The sequence below is a fragment of the Paenarthrobacter sp. YJN-5 genome, from assembly GCF_015040095.1.
Taxonomy (GTDB): Bacteria; Actinomycetota; Actinomycetes; order Actinomycetales; family Micrococcaceae; genus Arthrobacter; species Arthrobacter ureafaciens.
This window is the reverse complement of record NZ_CP053544.1, coordinates 155,712-174,666: the sequence shown is the minus strand read 5'-3', so window position 1 is coordinate 174,666 and position 18,955 is coordinate 155,712. Positions and strand designations below refer to the sequence as shown.

16 protein-coding genes are annotated in these 18,955 nt (G+C 59.5%); 9 read left to right on the top strand and 7 right to left on the bottom strand.

All coding sequences use genetic code 11. The features are described 5' to 3' along the window. Positions 1-64: 64 nt before the first annotated feature. Entirely contained in the window at positions 65-1,816 is a 1,752-nt protein-coding gene (locus HMI59_RS00825; protein WP_193592518.1) for a glycoside hydrolase family 3 protein, read from the bottom strand. Between the two features lie 11 nt (positions 1,817-1,827). Then, entirely contained in the window at positions 1,828-3,102 is a 1,275-nt protein-coding gene (locus tag HMI59_RS00820; RefSeq protein ID WP_193592517.1) for an MFS transporter, read from the bottom strand. A 133-nt stretch (positions 3,103-3,235) separates the two neighbouring features. Here HMI59_RS00820 and HMI59_RS00815 point away from each other — a divergent pair, with 133 nt between their 5' ends. Beyond that, entirely contained in the window at positions 3,236-4,306 is a 1,071-nt protein-coding gene (locus HMI59_RS00815) for a LacI family DNA-binding transcriptional regulator (RefSeq protein WP_017200498.1), read from the top strand. A gap of 321 nt (positions 4,307-4,627) precedes the next feature. Here the strand turns inward: HMI59_RS00815 and HMI59_RS00810 are convergent, their stop codons facing one another. Together HMI59_RS00810 and HMI59_RS00805 are read right to left on the bottom strand one after the other, a co-directional pair. Then, positions 4,628-4,933 carry an antibiotic biosynthesis monooxygenase gene (locus HMI59_RS00810; RefSeq protein ID WP_017200497.1) on the bottom strand — a complete coding sequence of 102 codons (306 nt, stop codon included), beginning with the start codon at positions 4,931-4,933 and terminating at the stop codon, positions 4,628-4,630. A gap of 265 nt (positions 4,934-5,198) precedes the next feature. Beyond that, positions 5,199-6,692, bottom strand: coding sequence for an APC family permease (locus tag HMI59_RS00805; protein WP_227471491.1), 1,494 nt, complete (start codon positions 6,690-6,692; stop codon positions 5,199-5,201). Positions 6,693-7,245: 553 nt separating this feature from the next. Here HMI59_RS00805 and HMI59_RS00800 point away from each other — a divergent pair. From HMI59_RS00800 to HMI59_RS25895, 3 genes are all read left to right on the top strand, one after another. Further along, entirely contained in the window at positions 7,246-8,622 is a 1,377-nt protein-coding gene (locus tag HMI59_RS00800; RefSeq protein ID WP_193592516.1) for an FAD-binding oxidoreductase, read from the top strand. 585 nt (positions 8,623-9,207) lie between these two features. Continuing rightward, on the top strand, positions 9,208-9,885 hold the full coding sequence (locus HMI59_RS25900) for an amino acid permease (protein WP_193592515.1): 678 nt from the start codon (positions 9,208-9,210) through the stop codon (positions 9,883-9,885). Next, entirely contained in the window at positions 9,846-10,550 is a 705-nt protein-coding gene (locus HMI59_RS25895; protein ID WP_193592514.1) for an amino acid permease, read from the top strand. The genes HMI59_RS25900 and HMI59_RS25895 overlap by 40 nt, the downstream gene beginning before the upstream one ends. A 55-nt stretch (positions 10,551-10,605) precedes the next feature. Here the strand turns inward: HMI59_RS25895 and HMI59_RS00785 are convergent, their stop codons facing one another. Continuing rightward, entirely contained in the window at positions 10,606-11,190 is a 585-nt protein-coding gene (locus HMI59_RS00785) for a TetR/AcrR family transcriptional regulator (RefSeq protein ID WP_016359483.1), read from the bottom strand. Positions 11,191-11,957: 767 nt separating this feature from the next. On the opposite strand from HMI59_RS00785, the gene HMI59_RS00780 reads away from it, so the two are divergent. Further along, positions 11,958-12,590 (top strand): hypothetical protein, encoded by a 633-nt coding sequence (locus HMI59_RS00780; RefSeq protein WP_193592513.1) that lies wholly within the window; start codon positions 11,958-11,960, stop codon positions 12,588-12,590. Continuing rightward, a complete protein-coding gene (locus HMI59_RS00775) occupies positions 12,584-13,222 on the top strand; it encodes an RES family NAD+ phosphorylase (RefSeq protein ID WP_193592512.1) in 639 nt (212 codons plus the stop codon). Before HMI59_RS00780 ends, HMI59_RS00775 begins: the two co-directional genes overlap by 7 nt. A gap of 56 nt (positions 13,223-13,278) precedes the next feature. Here HMI59_RS00775 and HMI59_RS25580 read toward each other — a convergent pair whose 3' ends face one another. Together HMI59_RS25580 and HMI59_RS00765 are read right to left on the bottom strand one after the other, a co-directional pair. Beyond that, the gene (locus HMI59_RS25580; RefSeq protein ID WP_227471490.1) at positions 13,279-13,503 is read right to left on the bottom strand and encodes a plasmid pRiA4b ORF-3 family protein; all 225 of its coding nucleotides are present in this window, start codon (positions 13,501-13,503) and stop codon (positions 13,279-13,281) included. A gap of 61 nt (positions 13,504-13,564) precedes the next feature. Next, entirely contained in the window at positions 13,565-14,218 is a 654-nt protein-coding gene (locus tag HMI59_RS00765; protein ID WP_193592511.1) for a GntR family transcriptional regulator, read from the bottom strand. 107 nt (positions 14,219-14,325) lie between these two features. On the opposite strand from HMI59_RS00765, the gene HMI59_RS00760 reads away from it, so the two are divergent. The 3 genes from HMI59_RS00760 to HMI59_RS00750 all read left to right on the top strand — a co-directional run bounded on the left by HMI59_RS00760 (position 14,326) and on the right by HMI59_RS00750 (position 18,417). Continuing rightward, entirely contained in the window at positions 14,326-15,768 is a 1,443-nt protein-coding gene (locus HMI59_RS00760; RefSeq protein WP_193592510.1) for a cytosine permease, read from the top strand. Further along, a complete protein-coding gene (locus tag HMI59_RS00755; RefSeq protein ID WP_193592509.1) occupies positions 15,765-16,421 on the top strand; it encodes a flavin reductase family protein in 657 nt (218 codons plus the stop codon). Before HMI59_RS00760 ends, HMI59_RS00755 begins: the two co-directional genes overlap by 4 nt. A gap of 298 nt (positions 16,422-16,719) precedes the next feature. Continuing rightward, positions 16,720-18,417, top strand: coding sequence for a urocanate hydratase (locus HMI59_RS00750; RefSeq protein WP_193592508.1), 1,698 nt, complete (start codon positions 16,720-16,722; stop codon positions 18,415-18,417). The last annotated feature ends 538 nt before the right edge of the window (positions 18,418-18,955 follow it).

Here is an 18,955-nt window from a genome sequence, read left to right as displayed (position 1 = left end):
GATTCCTTTCGCGAGGGCCGTGCTGCCGTCAACGCCTAGCGGGCATTAGACGGGTTGGGAGAGGCTAACTGAGTGACGTGGGGGTTAGGCCCGCATTTAGCTTCAGTCCAAAGCCGGCGCGGAAGAGCGGAACCGCCATGTCGAACGGCACATCTTCCCGTGAGGCCTCGATATCGGCCATGGACGACGGAAGGTCAAAAGGAAGGCTTCCCCTGAACGCGGTACGTCCAGTAAGTGCATCCAGCAAAACCTCGTCGCTACAGCCAAACTCACCGATAATGGCTGACGCAACGCCGATAAATTGGGTGAGCACTGCCGGGCGTTCCAGGTATACCGCGAGGTAGACCGGGGCTTTTTTGGCATACGCGTCAATGCGCTCCACCGTCTCCTGGGAAAATTCGAGGGTCCCGCCATGGAAGAAGTCGCCGAGCGAGCCGCGACCGGGTTCGAAGGGCGCGTCAAGCCTCACCACAATGGCCTCAGCGTCCACGTCATTGTCAACGACAATTAGCTCGTTGCCTACATTTTGGGCTGACAACCCGTCAAGATACACACGGCTTCCGTGCCTAATGGGCAGTAAGGCCTCGTCTGCAGTGAGCAGCACCAGCGAATCTTTTTGAGCTACAACTCCTCTCTCGACGAAGACTGGCGAACCACACACTTCCAGGGTCCTTTCCAGATCCACACGCCGGTGTTCGAAGGCTCCCAGCCGAAATTTCTCACGCAGGAGCCGCAGCACTGATTGGTCGATGCGTTCTTCCGTTATGCGGCCGGAGTCGATGAGCTCCTCGATAAGGGCTGGGTTGCGGTCGCCACCAAACTGGTCCACGCCGACGTCTATTGCGATGGCAGCGCGTTCCTTCGGGTCGAGATGCTCAAGTCCCCAGCCATTTGGACCGAACGACAGCCCGCCGATCTGCTCTGCCTCAAGTAAATTCCAGTCTGTTAGAACGACGCCGTCGAAACCTAGTTCCTTTCGCAGGATGTTCTGTACAACAGGGGCATTGAATGCAAAGCCGACTTCTTCCCAGGATGTTCCCATCGGCTTCCCGTAGTACGTCATAACCTGCGATGCCCCTGCCGCAAATGCGCGCCGGAACGGGGCCAGATGCAGGTCCTGCATTCCCCCGGGGTACACCTGTTCCGGATATCGCGGATCGTGGGCGTCGTCCCCTTTGAGCTGAGGGCCTGCACCCGGGAAGTGTTTCACGACGGCAGCCACCGACTGCGGGCCCAGATGGGGCCCTCCCCGCAAGGCCTCAATGAACGCTGCGGTGAGCTCGGAGACGCGTTCGGGGTTCTCGCCAAAAGTCCCCGAACCGCGTGACCACCGTGGTTCACTGAAAATATCTGCCATAGGCCCGAGGAAGACGCGGATTCCCATGGCCAGCAATTCTTGGCGCATAGTGTCGGCGTAACTGCGGACGGTGGTAAGTTCTCCAGTCGCGGCGATTCCGGTGGTCTCCGGCCAGCGCGAAAGACTTCCTAGCGCCTGCCCGGTAAACGGATTACTACGGAAGCCATGCCGGGGGTCTGTCGAGAGGGTGACTGGGATAGCTAGCCGGGTTCCCTCGGCAATCTCCTGTAGAGTATTGTGCCATTCCGCAACGGAGAGACTGTCTTCGCCGGCGAGCACATTGAAGTGGGTGATGCCGATGTTGCCAACGTAAAGTTCCGCAGCAGCGAGTAGGCCACCATCACCTGGCGTGGTTGATGGGTGAAACATCAAGGCCGCTTTTTCAGCGACTGTCATGCGGCTGAGCAGGTCTTCTGCCCGGCGTTCTACGGGCAGGGATGGGTCACGATAATCATTCACAACGGCTCCGATCAGCGGGTCGAGCGTATGAAGAAGAGGGGCACAATGCCGAGCAACGTCAGAGCAGCGCCCACGGAGAGTAGCAGGGGGTAGTTTGGAGCTCCCCCGCCGACACGTAACAGCAGCGGCGCGATAAAGGGCATGACCGAGAAGGGCAACGTGAAGGCGATGTTGGTGACACCGAGGTCACGCGCCGCTGTGTTGGGGTCATTCATGGTGGCTACGGCCAGACCGATGTAGCCGCCATAGAGCATTCCGCCGGCGATGCCGCTCACGATGCAAACACCGATTAGGAAAGGCACGATGCCTTCCGCGAACGCGATTTGGATGGTCCCGGCTGCCATAAGCACAGCCGTCGCCGCCAGGACCAACTTCCGGCGGCCCGTGCGGTCATTGAGCCAGCCTGCTATCGGCGCGAAGATCACCGCGAGGATGCCGGGGATGACGTAGGCCAAGGTGATGACACTCGGCAGTTCCTCTTCCGGCACTGCAATCCGGTCCTGCAGGAGATAGACAGTGTATGTCGAAACAACGCCCCAGGCGCACGTAACGAGGAACATTGCTACGAGAAAGGCGCTGAAGTCAGGGGACTTCCGCGGATTCACGTAGAAGCTTCCCAGAAACTCGCGGAAGCCGAAAGGACTGATGTCCCCCCTTGCTGGCTTGTCGTCGCGCAACAGTACGAGCAGCAGCCCGCAGAACACCACTGCGACCGCAACCGGCAAACCGAACTGGGCCAGCACATTTGACGGGAACCACTGCACGAAAAAGACGCCGACGGGTATCGCCGCAGAAGCGGCCATACCCGAAAGCGCTCCAACAAAACCCTGCTGTTTCTCGGGAATGCGGTCAGCGACGATGGCCAGGGAGGCAGCAATGGCGGCGTTTACGAACGCCTGCATCATGATCCATCCGAGCAGCAGCAGCGGCATTGAGTTGCTGAATCCGATGACACCGGCCCCGGCAAAGGTGCCGCTGAGCCCCACAACTATCCAGGGTCGTCTACGGCCAAACCTGCTTCGGGTCCGGTCGCTGAGTCGTCCGAAAAGGGGGTTTGCGAGCAAAGCGGTCAACGTGCCAATGCCGGCAGCCATCGAATAGCTCGTCGCTTTGCCTTCAGGGTCGAGCTCGTCGATACGCAATGCGAGGGTGACGGAGGCGGGCAAATTAATCGACATCCAGATGCCGAACAGCGCGAGTACGTAGATTGCTATGAAGATGGGGCTGACGCGCTGCGGTGCGCTCGTAGTAGCCCCCGTTTCGGTAGCGCTAACTGGTCCTGACATGAATAATCCTCAACATTGAGAGTAGTAGCTTGATCGGAAACGATACCGGAAACGTTACCGGAAACGCTCCCGATAGACTAGAAAGGGTCGTTTGCAGCGATCCTTGCACCATAGGTTTTAAGATCGGGAGTACATGCCTCGTAAAGTCACATTGGCTGACGTCTCACGTGCGGCAGAGGTCGGGGTAGCCACCGTGTCCAGGGCCCTCGGGGACCATCCGGATGTCAGCGAGGCGACACGCCAGCGCGTACGGGCAGTGGCGCGGAGTCTTGGTTATCGTCCTTCCGCCACAGCGCGCGCGCTCCGCACCGGCGAGTACCGGGCGATAAGTGTCATCGTGCCCGATGCAGGGTGGGGATGGTGGGAGCCGGTCGTTCGTGCTGCATTCAAAGCCGCCGCCGAAGTGGGCTACTACCTCATGGCCCATCCCGTCGCCGGCACTAAAGGTGGAGCCGCCGCGATTGTCGAGGCACTTGCCAACGTACCCACCGACGGCGTAATCGTAATCGGGGTGCCGGATCAAGATGGCGTGTGCGAAGCATGTGACCGCATCGCACTACCTGCTATCGCAATTGATGATACAAGTCGCACTGTCCGGTTTCCGACGATTTCTGCACAGAACCGGGAGGGTGCCCGACTTGCGGTCGAGCATCTGATTTCTCTTGGCAGACGGTCGATCGCGCTGCTGCGACCAAACATCGGAGTGGAGACGGACAACTGGGGTGACGGGCTGTTCATTGACCACCGCACCCTGGGTTACCGGGACGCCCTGGATTCGGCCGGAATTGCCTTCGACGAATCGCTGATTATCGACTGCACTGATCCCTTCAACGAAACACGAAAGCACTGGAGGGAACTGGAAGCCGAACTTTCGACAGGCGTCAGAATCGACGCCATGTTCTGCGCTGCAGACTCTATGGCGGGTGCCGCCCTACGGACCCTTCGTGCCCACGGGTTGAAAGTGCCAGAAGACGTATCGATCGTAGGTTTTGACGATGAGCGCGCCGCCATCCTGGTCGATCCGCAATTAACCACAATCCGGCAGCCCTACGAAGAGATGGGTTGCTACGCGGTTGAGTTACTACTGCGTAAAATTCAAGGCGAACACGTCGATATCCGCCGCTACGAGTTCGTCACGGAACTCGTCCGACGATCATCAACTGACGAGCCCGAGAGATTAGCAAAACCTGACGGCACAACGTAATGACCCGAAACCCGTCGGGGTTCGGCAGGCACAGCCGGAGGGTATGACTGAGCGCCTCGCGGCGGTAGACGTCGGTCGTCGTGACACGTCGGACGAGTGCGCAGGGTGTTGCGGCAGGCTTTTAGCTTCTTTAGGACAAGCGCGAACTCAGATATATTGCAGTCTCGGTACGCGCAAAGTGGCCTATGGTTAGCCCCCTGTCGACTCTTTGAACCCAAACGATCACAGGCACGTCGAAATCCTGTTTCTGAACCGATTCCCGCCCGACAATGCTCGGCCCGATTTGAGGGGAAAATACGGCTGGGGTCTTGGTTGGCCAAACTAGTTGCTGGCCTGGGCGCCCTCTATTACGTCGTACAGTGCGGTCTGATGGTCTATATGCTGTAGTTTGTCAAGCCTTCTCCGCGACGTGAGAAAGGCAGGATCCTCATGCCAAGCCTCCCAGTCCTGTCGGCTTTTCCAAGTCCCGATGATGACACGAGTGTTAGGTGCGTCAGAGGGGGCGAGCAACTGACCGGAGATCCACCCCACCCTATCCCGGGCTGATCTGAAGCGCTCTCGGATTAGTTGGTCCCACTCTTTCTCTGAGTTCGATTCAAGCTGCATAGTGCTAACGACGGTTATCATGCGACCTCCTCATAAGGATCCACCTCTACCACGAACGGTTAGTAGGTTCTTAAGGTTAGTTGCAGGCCTGTAAACGAAACAAGAGTGGCGCAGAAGGGAGTCGGTTTCGTAAGACCCGCTAAGGGATTCGGAATTTTCCCTTTTGCTGCGCCACAACTTTGGTCGTCCACCAGCCATAAAAATGCATCTACCGAGGGGACCCGCTCGACTTTGGAGCAGGTCCCCTCGATCATTGCCGAAAGAGCGGGTGCCTTACCGAAGTTTCTTACCGCTGTGCCAGCACTCGTTTCTTCTCTTTGGAACGGATAGATACTACTAAAGCGATGAGAAAGACCACGAACGTGCCGATCATGACGTACGGCAGTGCGTTCAGAGGTGCAGGACCGGGATTTATTATGCCGTTGAGGTATAGCCACAAAACAGTTGCTGAGGCTAATGCTGCTCCGACGTTGACGATGAAAGATCTACTGCCCTTGGTCCGGTTCAGTAGAATGGCGCCGCCAATACAAATGAGGAAGTAAGGGATCACCCAGAAATAAACGAGCAATGTCGCGATGTAGCCGTTGATTTCCAATGGGCTCGCTGGAGTAAGCCAAAGCAGCAAGGCTGGTCCGATCAATGAGGGAACCCCGATGAAAGCGATGGCAGCGCCGGGGCTTTTGTGTAGCTTGTTGACCTTGACTAGTGAAGATGGCAGGAGTCCATCGGATGCGGCGCTGACAACTACGCGGGATCCGTAGTTGAAGAATCCGATAAGGCTGGCGAAGATGGCTACTGCCAGAACGAGGTCGCTGACGTTGGACAGAAATCCAACGCCTGCTGCTTCTGCAAGTACTGCGTTGGGGGAGATGCCCAGGGCGAGTTTGTCGGCTGCACTAACAAGGGTCGGTACCTGAATCACCGTGCCGGCCAGATAGAAGAGACCTATGCCGACGGGAATGACTATGATCGCGCGGGGGATGTTGCGGTTGGGGTTTTTGGTTTCGGCGCCGAGCGCGGCGCTGCCCTCGAAGCCGATGAAGTATGCCGAACCGATCGCCAGGCCCTGGAGGAAACTGTTGAGCGTGAAGTCGTTGAGGCTGAACTGTCCCGCCAAGTCGACGTTTCCGCTGAACGCGGTGGCTATCGTGATGACCAGCATCACCGGCAAGGAGATGACAGTGAGAATAACGCTGGATCGGACTGAAAGGTCAATCCCCCGATATGCAATGGTCATAGCTACCAATGTTGCTACCACGTAGATCAACAGTTGAATTCCTGGTCCCGCCGCGTTTGCGACCCCTACCGACACTAGGAAACTTCCAAAAAAGACCCCCACTCCCACGATGAGCGACATGATCGCGACAATGTAGCCCGGGATCATCGCGGCGGCGATGACGAGCGTGCTCCATGAACCGAACGCGTGGCGAATGTAGGAGTAAAGCGACCCGGTTCCAATGAAGCGTCGGGCGAACACGGTAATGAACAGGCCAATGAGGGTGAATGCCACCACCGAGGCGGCCATCGCCAGCCACGAGGACCGCCCGGAGTAAGCGGCAAGGTATGCCGGCACTTGTGCCAGACCTACAGCTGGAACGAAAGAGGCTATAGAAAGGCCCATCACCTGACGTCCGGTTAAATGCCCTAACTGCAGGCCAGGGTTGGCAATATCACCCCCCGTCCTGCCTGTTTGGGGACCAACGGCCTCTCGCTGGCTCTCAGAAGAAGAAACTTGCAATGCAATACGCCTTTCAAATAGCTCGAGGAGCCGTTTGGCCACCTTACTTGAGGTTTCGACAGCAGATGGTGATCGACTGCGAGATTTGGGAAAGTGCCTTTTCGTCCACCTTCAACACATCCTCCCGGGGAGTCCTCCATGACTCATTAGCACCCCGAAGGAAGACCGGCCTAGGCGCCGCGGCCTTGAATGCCCAGCGAGCAGATCGCCCGCCCTTCGCAGCCCTGCCTGTTTCTGTTCAACTGGATGCCTGCCCTCTATAACCGCAGCATTCGCTACACGGCGAAAAAGCGCTGACGTAAAGTTGTCGTGCTCCCCCACCAAAGACCAGGGGAAGCCGCTGACTCATGATCTTCTTTTTTTTGGGCAAGGAATCGCCATAGACGGCAGGATAAAATTTTTCCATCATTTTGACTGGACATGGCCTTGACAAGGACAAGTGTCCATGTCAGGGACAAAGTGCGATGTGTTCCGCCCCCCTAGTCGCGCAAAAAATAAACCCCATTGACATGGACAGCTGTCCATGTATCAATAGGGTGATCACTCTCTCGAAGACGAGAATGCTGATTGTCAGCAGACAAAGGAGTTGGAATTGGTGTCATCAAAACTAGCCACCCCCCTTAGTATTCAAGGTGAAGTTATTTACCCTGATGACAGCGGATTTGATGCCATCGCGAGTATTTGGGACGGCCGTCATTTGCAGCGGCCGTCGCTAATTGCCCGGTGTCTGAGTGCGGGCGACGTTGCAAAGTCCGTCCGCTACGCATGTGACAACGGCCTGGAGATCTCGGTTCGATCCGGTGGCCACAATCCGAATGGCTATGCGACCAACGACGGTGGCATCGTCTTGGACCTCAGACTCATGAACAGCATCCACATCGACACCGCCGGGAGTCGCGCGCGGATCGGGGGTGGCGTAGTCGCTGGCGATCTCGTGAAGGAGGCGGCCAAATTCGGTCTAGCGGCAGTCACCGGCATGCATCCTAAGGTCGGGTTCTGTGGACTAGCGCTCAATGGGGGCGTCGGCTTCCTCACCCCCAAATTTGGTCTCGCCAGTGACAATATCTTGGGAGCGACTCTGGTGACCGCAACTGGTGACGTTATCTACTGCTCTGATGATGAACGCCCGGAATTGTTCTGGGCGGTCAGAGGTGCGGGCCCCAACTTCGGTGTCGTCACAGAGGTCGAGGTCCAGCTCTACGAGCTACCGAGGAAGATGCTCGCCGGATTCATTACCTGGGCCCCCTCGGTCAGCGAACTCGCAGGGCTCCTGACATCCCTCCTTGATGCGCTCAATGAAATGGTGGATCACATCTACCCCAGCGTTTTCGTGGGCGTGGACGAAAACAGGGCACCTTCCGTTACGGTATGCGTGGGGCACCTCGGAGGGCTCGATATCGCTGAACGGGACATAGCACGGCTTCGGAGTCTGGGTCGGACGGTGTCCGATTCGATCGCCGTCCGATCATATGACGAGGTAGTGGCTCTTAACGCTGAGGTGGGCAGTTTCGAGGACGGAATGTCCAATCTCTGGATCGACCGGGAGATCGCGATGCCGAACGCTCGTTTCGCCGAAGCGATTGCAGGCAATCTTGACAAGTTTGTTAGTGAACCCGCAAGCGGAGGCTCCGTCAAACTGGAGATCGAGGGAATGCCGTTCGGAAACCCCAAGGGGACGCCCGCTCGACATCGCGATGCGATGGGCGTGCTGGCCCTGGCGGAATGGAGCGGGGCGGCTCCTGGAAGTGAAAAGTACCCCGAGTTGGCACGTGAACTGGACGCCGCGCTCCTTCGCGCAGGCGTGACGACTTCTGGGTTTGGACTGCTAAACAACAACTCAGAGGTCACAGCAGAGATGGTCGCCGAAGTTTATAAGCCGGAAGTTTATTGTCGTCTTGCGGCAGTCAAACGTGAATACGACCCTGAGAACCGTTTTCGTCACAACTACAATATAGATCCCGAGGGATCTTGAAACAGCCCCACCGCCACTGCACTGACTGCGGGTGCTTTGACGGATTAAGAAGAAGTGGGAGCTACGGGAAAACTATGCCGTCTCCTGCGATGCTGAACGCAGTTATACCGCTGGCCATGCACACCATTGAAACGCCCTAGCTAGTGTGATCATTTAAGCGCGAGGAGCGACCTTCACTGAAGGTAAGCCACAGTGCCGGTTAACTTTGCCGTTCAGGCTTCATTACCCCTGGCACGGCCTGCACGGAACGGGCTACCAAAAGCTGTAGCGTTCTGGTATCTGAGCAGCGTCTGACCTTAGAAGCATGGAGAGCCCGGCTGCAGATGTCGCCGTTTCAGATCTGGTGGCTCGTCTTGTGAAAGGGACCGTGCATCAGATCCTGTCTTCTACGACTGACGGCAGGCCTCCATGCGGGTGAGCGGCGGGTAAGCCCTGCCGCCGAATGGCGCGTCGCACTTGAGCTGACTAAACAAAAGCTTTCCCCTCTACATACAGAAGGTGATACCTATGTCTGAGTCCTCGTTAACTCTTCCTGGGCGGAAGGGCCTGCGGGCCCGCGACACCGTTGCTATGTGTACACCCCTCTTGAACGTCGTCTTTGTGGTCGCTGGGTCAACGGCCGGGGCACTCGGCATTTGGGGTGCCGCAGTGGTGTGCATTGTGCTTGCCGTGGTATCACTGTTGCAGAACTATCTTTTTGCAGAAATGGCTGCAATGTTCCCCGGCAAACCAGGTGGGGTCGCTCTGTTCGCAGCGGAAGCCTGGAAACAATTCTCTCCATTGCTTGCATCGGTTGCCGCGTTTGGCTATTGGTGCGGCTGGGGGCTGTCTCTGTCTCTGGCTTCTTTGCAGATCGGCCAAATTGTCACAGCGCAATGGTTCCCCGCAGCCACGAACCTCGACGTTAATCTGGGCATTGCCTCCATAGGCCTACCCCAGATACTGGCGGCAGCAGTGATGATCACGGCCGTGGGTGCCAACCTCTTGGGACTGAACGCCACCGTAAACCTGAATAAAGTGGTCGCCGCGGCCATGGTCTTCGTCCTGGCCGGATTGCTCGTACTGCCGGTGTTCTTCACTGAATGGTCGACTGCGAGCTTCAGCTTTAATCTTCTCGGCGAAGGAAGCAGCGTAGTGTCCGTGCTGGTTTGGATGTACGTGGGTGCTTGGTCGATTTACGGCAGCGAGCTATGCGCCACTTTTGCCCCGACTACCGCCGGCCCGTGCGTGATGTCAAGCGTGCGCTCAAGACCATGGCGATGATTTATATTTTGGTCTACGCACTTGTACCGGTAATCACCGCCGGCGCGATTGGGGAGCAGGGAGTCGTCACCGATCCGGTGAACTTCGGTGTCAATTTCTACTCGCAGATGCTCGGTGAGCCCGCCGGCGGAGTAGTAGCGGTCATTCTGGTTGTTGCCACCTTTGCCGCACTCTTGTCTTCTTCGGCGGATGCCTCCCACGCTCTCAAGGGCCTTGCCCAAGAGAAGCTGACCATCAGTCAGCTCGCACACACGAACCGGCGGGGTGCTCCGTCTGGCGCATTGGTCTTCACGCTGGTCGTAAACCTCGTTGTGCTCTTCTTTGTGGGCAACATAGTGGCAATTATTATCGCCGCCAACCTTGGCTACATGATTTCCGTTACCCTTGCCACGGCCGGCTTCCTGATCATGCGCAAAACTCACGCTCACATTCCGCGCCCCATCAAACTGGGACGTTACTGGGTCCCTGTCGCAGTCGCGGTTACAGCTTTCAACGCAACCATCCTCATAGCCGGCGCATTCAATCCGGGTCTTGCCGCCGGTGGCCAGGGATCGGAAATCCTCATCGCCCTCCTCCTACTTCTTCTCGGCGGCCTGTTTTACTGGGTCCGGTGGCGCTTCCAGGCAACTAAAGTTGCTGATTACAAGAGGCACTCGGCCCAATAGTCTGAGCGAAGAAAGACGTCGGCAGAAAGCGGCGCATCCCCATAAGGAGCAAGGGTTATAGTCCTACCCGATCGAGGTATGCATCTACGAGGTTGTCGCAGAGGTCCTTGTGGCGAGGGTCGGATGGGTCGGCAAAGTACTGAAGACTGCATCCATCCATGATCACAATCAGCGCCCTAGCAACGTTTCGAGCAGCTATGGTCTGCTTCTGTCGCTTTGCGGCGGCGACCAGCAGTTTTGAGATTTCCTTTTCGTAGTCGCTGTAAACGGTGCGGGACAGATCACCGTGATGCGGGTTACGCTTCGCCCAGATCCCTATTTCAAATTGGGCCAGGATATTCAACTCGTCTGAAACCATCTGGGCCCAAAACAAGTCCATGACCCGATGCGCGATAGCTCGAACGTCCTCCGAGCCGTCGACCACGCGCGGAATGGACCGGACCAGTTGCTGAAGCAGCTCTGCGGCAGCTGCCTGCATGAGCTCATCTTTGTTCGTGAAGCAAACGTGCACGGCTGCTAGAGAAGCCTTCGCTTCGCTGGCTATCGTTCTTAGGCTGGCACTTTCGACTCCATCCCGCCTAATTACACGAATAGCTGCGTCGATGAGCTGTTGGCGACGATCCACCGTGGAAATACGCAACTTGTCTCCTTGCCCCTGGACTCAGGTCTACTCTAAATGCCGTAGCGGTCCCATGAGGGTAGTCGCCCGGTTGGACCGTTCTGGTTTGGCCTCACAGCAACGCGGATCAGTTGAGGGAAGTAAGCGTTCGGCGTGTAGCGGAGGCGGTGCGGCATCCCAGGTGGCAAGTCCACAAAGACCATTCGGGCTGAACTTCCGGGGTGACCTCACAAGTGAGTGCTAAAAGCCCTGGAAAGCCAGTATCGGGACTCCGCGATTCTGCCCCTGCCTATTGGTGCGCCTGCACCGAAGACGATGGTCAATCCGTATTTGCAAGATGAGGAGCTTTCCGGCCGAATCGTGCGCAGAAAACCGTACACCCCAACCTGACGTCAGGGCCGTCCGACGAGGGGAAATGCGGGACCTTGTCCATTGTCGGCGGAGTACCGGCACGTTCCCGTAGGGCCTTCGGGGCACAAGGAGTGAGCTTGGAACCCTCATGCGCCGTTCGAGCTTCATTTAGTTACATATCGAGTTGGCCATTCTGATGATTCTCGGGCTACCAACCCGCTTCCTCTTCCCTCCGACTGTCAGGGTGGAATCTGAGGAAGCGATGAGCCCGTGTCAACAAAACTGGAATCCCGCTCTATCTGTGCAGCAACGCCGCACCTGCCAAACGAAAATTAATCATGCCCGGAGCGCGCCTGTTGTCCGCGCACCAATCCTTCACGGATGACGATGCACACGCTAGAGTGGTATGTAATAGCCGTCATTGCTCAGGAGGCGAAATGGTTAGCTCGCGGCGGGACGTGATCCTGAAGAAGAAGGCGAAAGTAGCCTATCGGCGTGCTGCGGGCAGCGCGTTCTCAACCAAGTCTTTTCCGTCCTCGACGATAAAAGAACCGTCAAAGATTGCCGGTGTCGATGGATGGATACTGAAGCGGGCTCTTAGTGAAGCGAACAGCATCGCGGCTCTGGGGGCTGCGATCGCGTCCAATCCTGAAATGCCATCTCCTGAACTCGCCCGCAGCCTGCAGGCGGAGGAGAACTGGTGGCGACGAATCGAACACGAACTGCCGTCGATGAGCAGTACCGAAACGGCAGCTTTCCTTGGCGCCAAAGCCACCAACCGGAACTTCGCGTCCTCACAGCGGGCCGCCGGCAGACTGCTTGGCTATGCCCGCCGCCAGGCAGTCCGGTACCCGAAATTTCAGTTCGACGCGCAGCGCGGTTCCGTCCTGCCTGTCGTTCCGGAGCTACTGGCGCTAACCCGCGGCCTCGGCGTCCCGGACGAAGACGTAGTCCTGTGGATGGCAGCGCCGTCGGCGGCGTTCGCTGACCAGCGCAGGCCGGTAGACCACCTCAACGATCCGAAGAAGTTGCTCGCGGCTGCTGAAGCCCACTTCGGGGCCATATGGTGACGGTGTCCTGGCCGGCCACCCCGGAACCACCGATCCCCTTCGAGCCCCGCTCCGGGATCCTGGATGCTGGCACTGTCCTCCAGCGCGTCCATTCCAACCGGTTTCGGCCCAACCAGTTCAACCCCGGGCCGAAGGGCGCGGGCCGGTTCCACTTCTTCGGCGATCCGGCCGTCCCGGCCCTATACCTCGCCGAGACCCGGGAAGCCGCCTTGGCCGAGACCCTGCTTCACGATGTTCCGGTTGGTGCTCCGGCGCCGCTTCCCCGCAGCATCTATGCCAACAGTGTTCTGGCCGGGCTGGAGCTAAAGCGGCCCATCCGGGTCGCGGAATTCTTTGGCTTGGGCCTCCGCGTCCTCGGGGTCGAGGCCAGTCAGCTCACGGACACCCCGATGGACAACTATCCGCAGACGCGCAAGTGGGCTCACGCTGCCCATGATGCAGGGTTTGACGGCATCGGCTGGATGTCTAAACGCGACAACAGCGCAAGGGCCTACATGCTATTTGGTGACAGGGTTCAGGAGGATCACCTTGATGTCGTCCCCGGTAGCGGGCTTGCCTTCGCCGCAGCCGACGGCTTTAGCTGGCTGGTCAATATCTGCGCGCCACTCAAAATCGACGTCCTCGCCAGGTAGCCCGGTTTCTCCTTAACGATCTGCTTTGGCTTGACGGAATATCCACTATCGGCTCTTTAAAACGGCCGGGGGAGTGCCGGCAAAAGGGCGGGAATCACCGCCATTGCAACGGTCTTTTCCTTTGCTCGAGACTGGAAATTCTCGTCCAGTGCCCGGTTTACGGCAGAGTTGTCCAGGAAGGCCAGGATCTCCTCGTATCCGATAAATCCTCCGGAGTCCTCCAGTGGCCCGCGCCGGGCGTCGCACGCGACGCGAAGGCCTGAGTTGGCGGTGACATCCAACTGCGTATGGGTACTTTACAAGTCACCGGCAGGGCTGCTCAGGCGGAAAGCTGGCAGTCCGTTAGGATCTGCCGGTGCGGGGGTGGACCGTCCTGTATGCGAACTCCACTAGATAGTCATTCAGGGCGTGGCTTGCTTTCTCGGCGCCCTCCGAGTCCCGGTCCAGGATTGCGTGGAGGATGCGGGCGTGAAGGCCTGATCCCTGGCTTATTTCGGCTTGCTCGTCCCGGACGTGAGTGATCCAGAACCGGCGTGAGAGCCCTTGGAGGGGGGCCATAGCGTCGGCGAGATACTCGTTGTGGCTTGCGTCGACGATCATCTGGTGGGTTTCCTTGACCGTTTCGAGGTATTGCCGAAGTGTGAACTGGTCCGCTTCGAGCAGCTGGACCATCTCCTGCATGGCTTTGCGGTCGTCGTCAGTTGCTGTCTGGCAGGCGAGCCGCACGGACAGGGCTTCCAGCACCCGGCGGAGTTCGAGCATGCGCAACTGGGCTTCAACAGATGCCGGCGGCACGAGGACACCCTTGTTCGGATGGATCTCAACCAGCCGGTTCCGGGCGAGCTGTTGGAGAGCCTCCCGGACCGGGGTGCGCCCAAGGCCCGTCCTCTCCATCAAGACAGCCTCTGAAACAAGAGAGCCAGGAGCCAGCTCCTGGAAGACGATGAGGCGTTCAATCTCCTCGTAGGCCTGCGCGGCCTTTCCCTGCTGCATCATGACACAACTCTAACCGAACCACTTGCACAACCAATATATTGGTCGCATACTGGTGTGACCTAGGCAACGACCCACCTCCCCAACTTTCTACAGATTCGAGGTCTGCAATGGCGAAGACCGTTACCGTTGAGCGGCGTTCCATTGACTTCATTCCCCCCGAAGAACGGCACGGCAAGCCCCGCAGCCTGCTGTTCGTCTGGTTCGCCGCCAACACATCCATCACCGCAGTGGTGACCGGCGCCCTGTTCGTGATCCTGGGCAACAGTGCCCTGTGGTCCATCCCGGCCATCATCATCGGAAACGCTGTGGGCGGGTTTTTCACTGCCCTGCACTCGGCGCAGGGTCCCAAACTGGGGGTTCCGCAAATGATTCAGAGCCGGGCGCAGTTCGGCTACTTCGGCGCGATCCTGCCTCTCGTCCTGGCACTGATGATCTATGTCGGCTTCTACGCCACAGGCCTGGTCCTCGGCGGCCAAGCGATTGCTACCCTGTTCGGCGTCTCCCCGCAGGTGGGTGCAACGATCTTCGCGCTCATGTCGACCACCTTGGCGATCGTCGGTTACCGTTACATCCACAAGTTCTCCCACATCGCCGCTGTTCTTAGCGCCGTGGTGTTCGTGATCCTCCTGGTGCGCATTATCAACGACGGGAACATTGGCGCAGTAGTCGAGACGAATGCCTTTGATGGGGCGGCGTTCGTCCTGGGCGTGTCCCTTTCGGCTTCGTGGCAGCTGACGTTCGGCCCCTACATCGCGGACTACTCGCGCTACCTGCCCGAGGGCACCCCTAAGCGCGCCACGATCGGCTGGACCTTCCTGGGCAGTGTTCTGGGCGGTTCCCTCGCCATGATTCTCGGTGCCCTAGCAGCGGCACTGGGCGGCAAAGCCTTCGGCCATGACCAGGTCGGATATCTCGCTGGCCTTGGCGGGGCGATCTGGCCGCTGGTCCTGCTCGCCGTGAGCTTGGGCAAGCTGACCGGCAACACCCTGAGCTCCTACGGCGGGTACATGTCCCTCGCCACCATCATCACAAGCCTCACCGGTCAGAACCGGGTAGGCCCGCGGCAACGGTCGCTCTACGTCGTAGTGATCTCCGCAGTCTCATTGGCAATCGCGCTGGCGGCCACCGCCAACTTCCTGACCAACTTCACAAACTTCCTGCTGTTCCTGCTCTATTTCATGACACCCTGGTCGGCCATCAACCTCGTGGACTACTACTGGGTCCGCAAAGAGCGGTATAACATCGCCCAACTGTTCCTCCGCGACGGCGAATACGGCCGGTTCAACAAGGGCGCCTTCCTGGCATACGCGATCGGCGTACTCATCCAGATCCCGTTCATGAACAGCTCGCTCTATGTCGGCCCCATCGCCGACCTGCTCGGAGGCGCCGAGATTGCCTGGCTGATCGGCCTCGTCGTCGCCGGTGGCCTCTACTACGCCACATCCCACAACGTCCGGAACCAAACAGCGTCAGCCCCGGCTACTCCTGAGCCGGCAAACGCAGCCACCGTTCCGGCAACCGTCACCACCAGTACTGAGGAAACCCTGTGAAATACGATCCTGCGCTCGAGCGCAGCCCGCTGCCCTACTCGCCCTTCAAGAGCTGCACCGTCCCGCGGCCCATCGGATGGCTCTCCAGCATCAGCCCCGATGGTGTGGAGAACCTTGCCCCCTACAGCCAGTGGCAGAACCTGACCTTCGACCCTCCCATGGTGATGTTCTCTGCGAACCAGTACCCGGACGGGAGGAGGAAGGACACAGTCCTCAACGCGGAGCAGACTGGATGGTTTGTATGGAACATGGCCACCTACGACCTCCGCGAAGCCGTTAACATTAGCGCCATGGCATTGCCCTTCGAGGAAAACGAATTCGACCGGGCCGGCATTACCAAGCGCTACGCGGAACTCTCCCCCACACCAATGGTCGCCGAGAGCCCTGTCCACTTCGAGTGCAGATACCTCTCAACTCACCGAATGACGGGAAACTCGAACGTAGGCACCATCGACATCGTCTTCGCGCAGGTGGAACGGATCCACATCAATGACGAGGTCCTGACTGTCGATGGACGGCTCGACATCCAGAAAATTCGGCCCCTGGCCCGGATGGGGTACCACGACTACACCTCCATCACGGAGACCTTCGAGATGAAGATCCCCCAGGCGTCCGACGATGAAGCCTACGGCCTCGCCGGCCAACCCGCCTAAGCACCCTCTATACCCCGAAGCCCCTGCTCGATCCCCCTTGAGCAGGGGCTTCGGCCACGCACTACCGCCCAACAGTCAACCGGGCTGAATGATTTCCGGATAACTGTGGCTGCGCCCACAACCGCGGTTCTTGTCCGGTACACCGGACAAGAACCCGGCCCTGCGCCTGCATCCGGCCGGGAAAATCTGTCCTACTTTAATCACCACTTCAACTGGGGCGCAGAGCGAATTCCACACCGCCCTTGCGCATCTGCAAAACAAAGACCTCACCGGTCCGCACCACGAAAAGGAGTCCACCATGGCACCCGCCGATTTCACCACCGGTGCCCGCCCGGTCAAAGCAGCCCGCGGCACCGTGCTCACCGCAAAGTCCTGGCAGACCGAAGCCCCGCTGCGCATGCTGATGAACAACCTGGACCCCGAGGTCGCCGAACGCCCGGACGACCTTGTGGTCTACGGCGGAACCGGCCGCGCCGTCCGCTCCTGGGCCGCATTTGACGCGATCACCCGCACTCTGGAATCCATGGAAAAGGACGAGACCCTCCTGGTCCAGTCCGGCAAACCGGTCGGGGTGTTCCGCACCAACGAATGGGCGCCTCGTGTGCTGCTGGCCAACTCCAACCTGGTGGGCGACTGGGCCACCTGGCCCGAATTCCGCCGGCTCGAGGCCGAAGGCCTGATGATGTACGGCCAGATGACGGCCGGATCCTGGATCTACATCGGCACCCAGGGCATCCTGCAGGGCACCTTCGAAACCTTCGCCGCAATCGCCCGCAAGCTGACCGGAGACGAGAACGGCACCCTCGCGGGCACCCTGACCCTCACCGGCGGATGCGGCGGCATGGGCGGCGCCCAGCCGCTCGCCGTCACCCTCAACGACGGCGCCTGCCTGATCGTCGACGTCGACGAGACCCGCCTGCGCCGCCGCGCCGGCAAGCGCTACCTGGACGAAGTGGAAACAGACCTCGACGCCGCCATCGCCAAGGTGCTCAAGGCCAAGGAAGAGCGCCGCGGCTGGTCCGTCGGGCTGGTGGGCAACGCCGCCGAAGTCTTCCCGGAGATCCTGCGCCGCCACAAGGCAGGCGAACTCACCGTGGACATCGTCACCGACCAGACGTCCGCGCACGATCCGTTGAGCTACCTGCCTGAAGGCATCTCGGTGGCGGAGTGGCACCGCGAAGCCGAGGCTGACCCGGAAGGTTTCACCAAGAAGGCCCAGGCATCGATGGCCAGGCACGTCCAGGCCATGGTGGAATTCCAGGACGCCGGCGCCGAGGTCTTTGACTACGGCAACTCCATCCGCGACGAAGCCCGCAAGGGCGGTTACGCCCGTGCGTTCGAGTTCCCCGGCTTCGTTCCCGCCTACATCCGCCCGCTGTTCTGCGAGGGGCTCGGCCCGTTCCGCTGGGTTGCCCTGTCTGGCGACCCGGAGGACATCCGCGTCACGGACGAAGCCATCAAGGAGCTCTTCCCGGACAACACCCACCTGCACCGCTGGATCGACGCCGCCCAGGAGCGGGTGGATTTCGAGGGCCTGCCGGCCCGCATCTGCTGGCTCGGCTACGGCGAACGCCACCAGGCCGGCCTGCTGTTCAACCAGCTCGTGAAGGAAGGGAAGGTCAAGGCTCCCATCGTGATCGGCCGCGACCACCTGGACTCCGGCTCCGTCGCCTCCCCCTACCGCGAAACCGAGGCCATGGCCGACGGCTCGGACGCCATCGCCGACTGGCCGCTGCTGAACGCCCTGCTCAACACCGCCTCCGGCGCCACCTGGGTTTCGCTGCACCACGGCGGCGGCGTGGGCATCGGCCGCTCCATCCACGCCGGCCAGGTTTCCGTCGCCGACGGCACCGACCTCGCCGCGCAAAAACTCGAACGCCTCCTCACCAACGACCCCGGCATGGGCGTCATCCGCCACGCCGACGCCGGCTACGACCGCGCCCTCGACGTCGCCCAAGAGCGCGGCGTCCGCATCCCCATGAATGAAAGCAGGTAAGGGATGAAGGACCGGGATTTTCGGGAACAGATGAGCAAGCAACCCCGAGCAACCCGGGAAGGCAAACAGGATGGTACCGAGCGCCCGCCAAGGAGCACCAATTGAACGGTCGGAGTCAGACCACGATGCGGTATCGAGGCCAGGGTGAAGAAACGCACTCTTTACGAGCAGAACCCCAAATTGAACTTTACTGAAGCCCGCGGAGCGAGAACCGGGGAGCACTGCCCGATGGAGGGATGGCGGGAGCATGTAGGCCGGACAGCTGCCTGGCAAGGCATCGCGAAGGGCAGCGTCCTGCAGACGGACAACAGCCCATCTGTGGGGTGGATGCTGGTCGCAAGCGAATCCAGGCACCCTCGGCCCAAGGACGGCCATTCTTTCCCGGGAGATACCAGTGGCAGTTTCTAGCCCACCACTCATTCAGCGCGCTGGACGAAACCCGCAGCTTCCCTCGGGGAATAAACCCTGGCAAGCCCCCCCGCATCGACAATCCCGAGACCGGATTCCCGGTTGCCGTCCTTCCGGCCGCCCCGCCTTA

Bases quoted from the DNA above. Each gene is read 5' to 3' on its own strand.
- HMI59_RS00765 (WP_193592511.1), bottom strand. From the start codon at position 14,218: ATGATGCAGCAGGGAAAGGCCGCGCAGGCCTACGAGGAGATTGAACGC.
- HMI59_RS00775 (WP_193592512.1), top strand. From the start codon at position 12,584: ATGGTGACGGTGTCCTGGCCGGCCACCCCGGAACCACCGATCCCCTTC.
- HMI59_RS00750 (WP_193592508.1), top strand. From the start codon at position 16,720: ATGGCACCCGCCGATTTCACCACCGGTGCCCGCCCGGTCAAAGCAGCC.
- HMI59_RS00820 (WP_193592517.1), bottom strand. From the start codon at position 3,102: ATGTCAGGACCAGTTAGCGCTACCGAAACGGGGGCTACTACGAGCGCA.
- HMI59_RS00815 (WP_017200498.1), top strand. From the start codon at position 3,236: ATGCCTCGTAAAGTCACATTGGCTGACGTCTCACGTGCGGCAGAGGTC.
- HMI59_RS00780 (WP_193592513.1), top strand. From the start codon at position 11,958: ATGGTTAGCTCGCGGCGGGACGTGATCCTGAAGAAGAAGGCGAAAGTA.
- HMI59_RS00760 (WP_193592510.1), top strand. From the start codon at position 14,326: ATGGCGAAGACCGTTACCGTTGAGCGGCGTTCCATTGACTTCATTCCC.
- HMI59_RS00810 (WP_017200497.1), bottom strand. From the start codon at position 4,933: ATGATAACCGTCGTTAGCACTATGCAGCTTGAATCGAACTCAGAGAAA.